Below are 2683 nucleotides of genomic sequence, written 5' to 3'. Positions count from 1 at the left end.
TTTGGAATGCGTTTCAACTGTGGGAGCGGGCTTGCTCGCGAAGGCGGTCTGACAGGCAACAATGATTATTCAGGCTCAACCTGCTCCATCATCCACTTCACAAAGTCGCGCACCTTGGGCACCTCCGCCGAATGTTCGGGATACGCCAGGTAATACGCATCCTGGCTCGGCAGCGCATGCTGCCAAGGGATCACCAGTTTGCCGTCGGCCAGCTCCTCTTCCACCAAAAAACGCGGCAGCAATGCCACGCCACAGCCCACCTGCGCCGCACGGATGCACATATAAAAGGTGTCGAAACGCGGCCCGTGGTAGCTGTGTTCGGTGTGAAAGCCCTGGCTCGCAAACCAGTCGTGCCAGCCTTGGGGCCGCGAGGCATTTTGCAGCAGCACCAGTTCGCTCAGTTGCGTGGGGTCGGTGAAAGGCTGCGCCGGCAGGCTCTCCGGTGCGCACACCGGCACCAATTCTTCACTGAACAGCTTCAGGCTCTCGGTGCCGGGGCGTGAACCCTGGCCGAAGTAGAAGGCCATGTCGGCCTTGCCCTGCAGCAGCTCGTCCGGTTCCTGTTCGTTGCACAGGTCCAGGTGGATGTGCGGGTGCCGCAGCCGCCAGCCTTTGAGGCGCGGCACCAGCCAGCGCGCGCCGAAGGTGTAGGGCGTCGACACGCGCAGCACTTCGGTCTCGCCGCCGTAGGAACGCAGGTAATGGGTGGACATCTCCACTTGTGTGAGGATTTTTCGTACTTCCACCAAGTACAAATCGCCCGCCGGGGTCATTTGCAAGCGACGGCGCACCCGGCGAAACAGCAGGTGTTGGAGCAATTCTTCCAGCTGCGCCACCTGCTTGCTCACCGCGCTTTGGGTGAGGTTCAACTCCTCGGCGGCGCGGGTAAAGCTCAGGTGGCGGGTGGCGGCTTCGAAACACTGCAGGGCGGTGATCGAGGGCAAATGTCTTCTGTTCAGCACGGCGCGCCTCTTTTTTATTCTTTGCATGAATAAACGGAATGATATCTCGCCTAATCGTCGTTTGTTGGCAAGTCTTCGGCCAGCTACAAATAAGGTCTGGATCGCCGCACGTGCTGCGGCGCACATTGTGTATTTGTAGATTGAAGGAGTGACCCATGGTTGCCGCATTGCTTGATCGTCTCGGGGTAAACCCGGCGCTGTACCAGTCGGGTAAACAACCCGTGCATTCGCCGATTGATGGCAGCCGTATCGGCAGCGTGCATTGGGAAGGCGCCGCCGAGGTGGAGCAACAGGTCAGTCGTGCCGAGCATGCATTCGAGGCCTGGCGCAAAGTGCCGGCACCGCGTCGCGGCGAGCTGGTGCGCCAGTTAGGCGATGTGCTGCGTGAATACAAGGCCGACCTCGGCGAACTGGTGTCCTGGGAAGCGGGCAAGATCACCCAGGAAGGCCTGGGTGAAGTGCAGGAAATGATCGACATCTGCGACTTCGCCGTCGGCCTGTCGCGGCAGCTGTACGGCTTGACCATCGCTTCCGAGCGCCCGGGCCACCACATGCGTGAAACCTGGCACCCGCTGGGTGTGGTCGGTGTGATCAGCGCCTTCAACTTCCCGGTCGCCGTGTGGGCATGGAACACCACGCTGGCGCTGGTGTGCGGCAACGCGGTGATCTGGAAACCGTCGGAAAAAACCCCGCTGACCGCCTTGGCCTGCCAGGCACTGTTCGAGCGTGTGCTGAAGAAATTCACCGACGCCCCTGAATACCTCAGCCAAGTGATCATCGGCGGCCGCGACGCCGGCGCCGCGCTGGTGGATGACCCGCGCGTTGCGCTGATCAGCGCCACCGGCAGCACCCGCATGGGCCGCGAAGTGGCGCCGAAAGTCGCTGCGCGTTTTGCCCGCAGCATCCTCGAACTGGGTGGCAACAACGCGATGATCCTCGGCCCAAGCGCCGACCTCGACATGGCCGTGCGCGCCATCCTGTTCAGCGCCGTTGGCACTGCGGGCCAGCGTTGCACCAGCCTGCGCCGCTTGATCGCGCATGAGTCGGTGAAAGAAGAGATCGTCACACGCCTCAAGGCCGCATATTCCAAGGTCCGTATTGGTCACCCGCTGGAAGGCAACCTGATCGGCCCGCTGATCGACAAGCACAGTTTCGAGAACATGCAGGATGCTCTGGAACAGGCCCTGAGCGAAGGTGGCCGCGTATTTGGCGGCAAGCGCCAGTTGGAAGATAAATTCCCGAATGCCTACTACGTGTCGCCGGCGATCGTGGAAATGCCCGAGCAAAGCGACGTGGTGTGCACCGAAACCTTCGCGCCGATTCTGTACGTGGTGGGCTACACCGACTTTACCGAGGCGCTGCGCCTGAACAACTCGGTGCCGCAAGGCCTGTCTTCGTGCATCTTCACCACGGATGTGCGCGAAGCCGAGCAGTTCATGTCGGCGGTGGGCAGTGACTGCGGCATTGCCAACGTCAACATCGGCCCAAGTGGCGCGGAAATTGGCGGCGCGTTTGGCGGTGAGAAAGAGACCGGTGGCGGGCGTGAGTCGGGTTCGGATGCGTGGCGCGGGTACATGCGTCGCCAGACCAATACCGTGAACTACTCGCTGGAGTTGCCGCTGGCGCAGGGTATTACTTTCGACTGATTCCTCACGTCGAAGCGCAGTCAATGTGGGAGCTGGCTTGCCTGCGATAGCATCACCGCGGTGTCTCTGTTACAC

2 protein-coding genes are annotated in these 2683 nt (G+C 61.5%); one reads left to right on the top strand and one right to left on the bottom strand.

Features of this window, described 5'->3' with window-relative positions; genetic code table 11:
• Positions 1-65: 65 nt before the first annotated feature.
• Positions 66-962, bottom strand: coding sequence for a LysR family transcriptional regulator (locus WBB95_RS12515; protein WP_424487887.1), 897 nt, complete (start codon positions 960-962; stop codon positions 66-68).
• A 155-nt stretch (positions 963-1117) separates the two neighbouring features.
• Here WBB95_RS12515 and WBB95_RS12510 point away from each other — a divergent pair, with 155 nt between their 5' ends.
• Positions 1118-2608, top strand: coding sequence for an aldehyde dehydrogenase family protein (locus WBB95_RS12510; RefSeq protein WP_424487886.1), 1491 nt, complete (start codon positions 1118-1120; stop codon positions 2606-2608).
• Positions 2609-2683: the final 75 nt, after the last annotated feature.

This window comes from Pseudomonas sp. (assembly GCF_049645325.1).
GTDB lineage: Bacteria > Pseudomonadota > Gammaproteobacteria > Pseudomonadales > Pseudomonadaceae > Aquipseudomonas.
Note: the sequence above shows the minus strand (reverse complement) of the source record. Positions and strands in the feature narration are given on the sequence as shown.

Bases quoted from the DNA above. Each gene is read 5' to 3' on its own strand.
- WBB95_RS12510 (WP_424487886.1), top strand. From the start codon at position 1,118: ATGGTTGCCGCATTGCTTGATCGTCTCGGGGTAAACCCGGCGCTGTAC.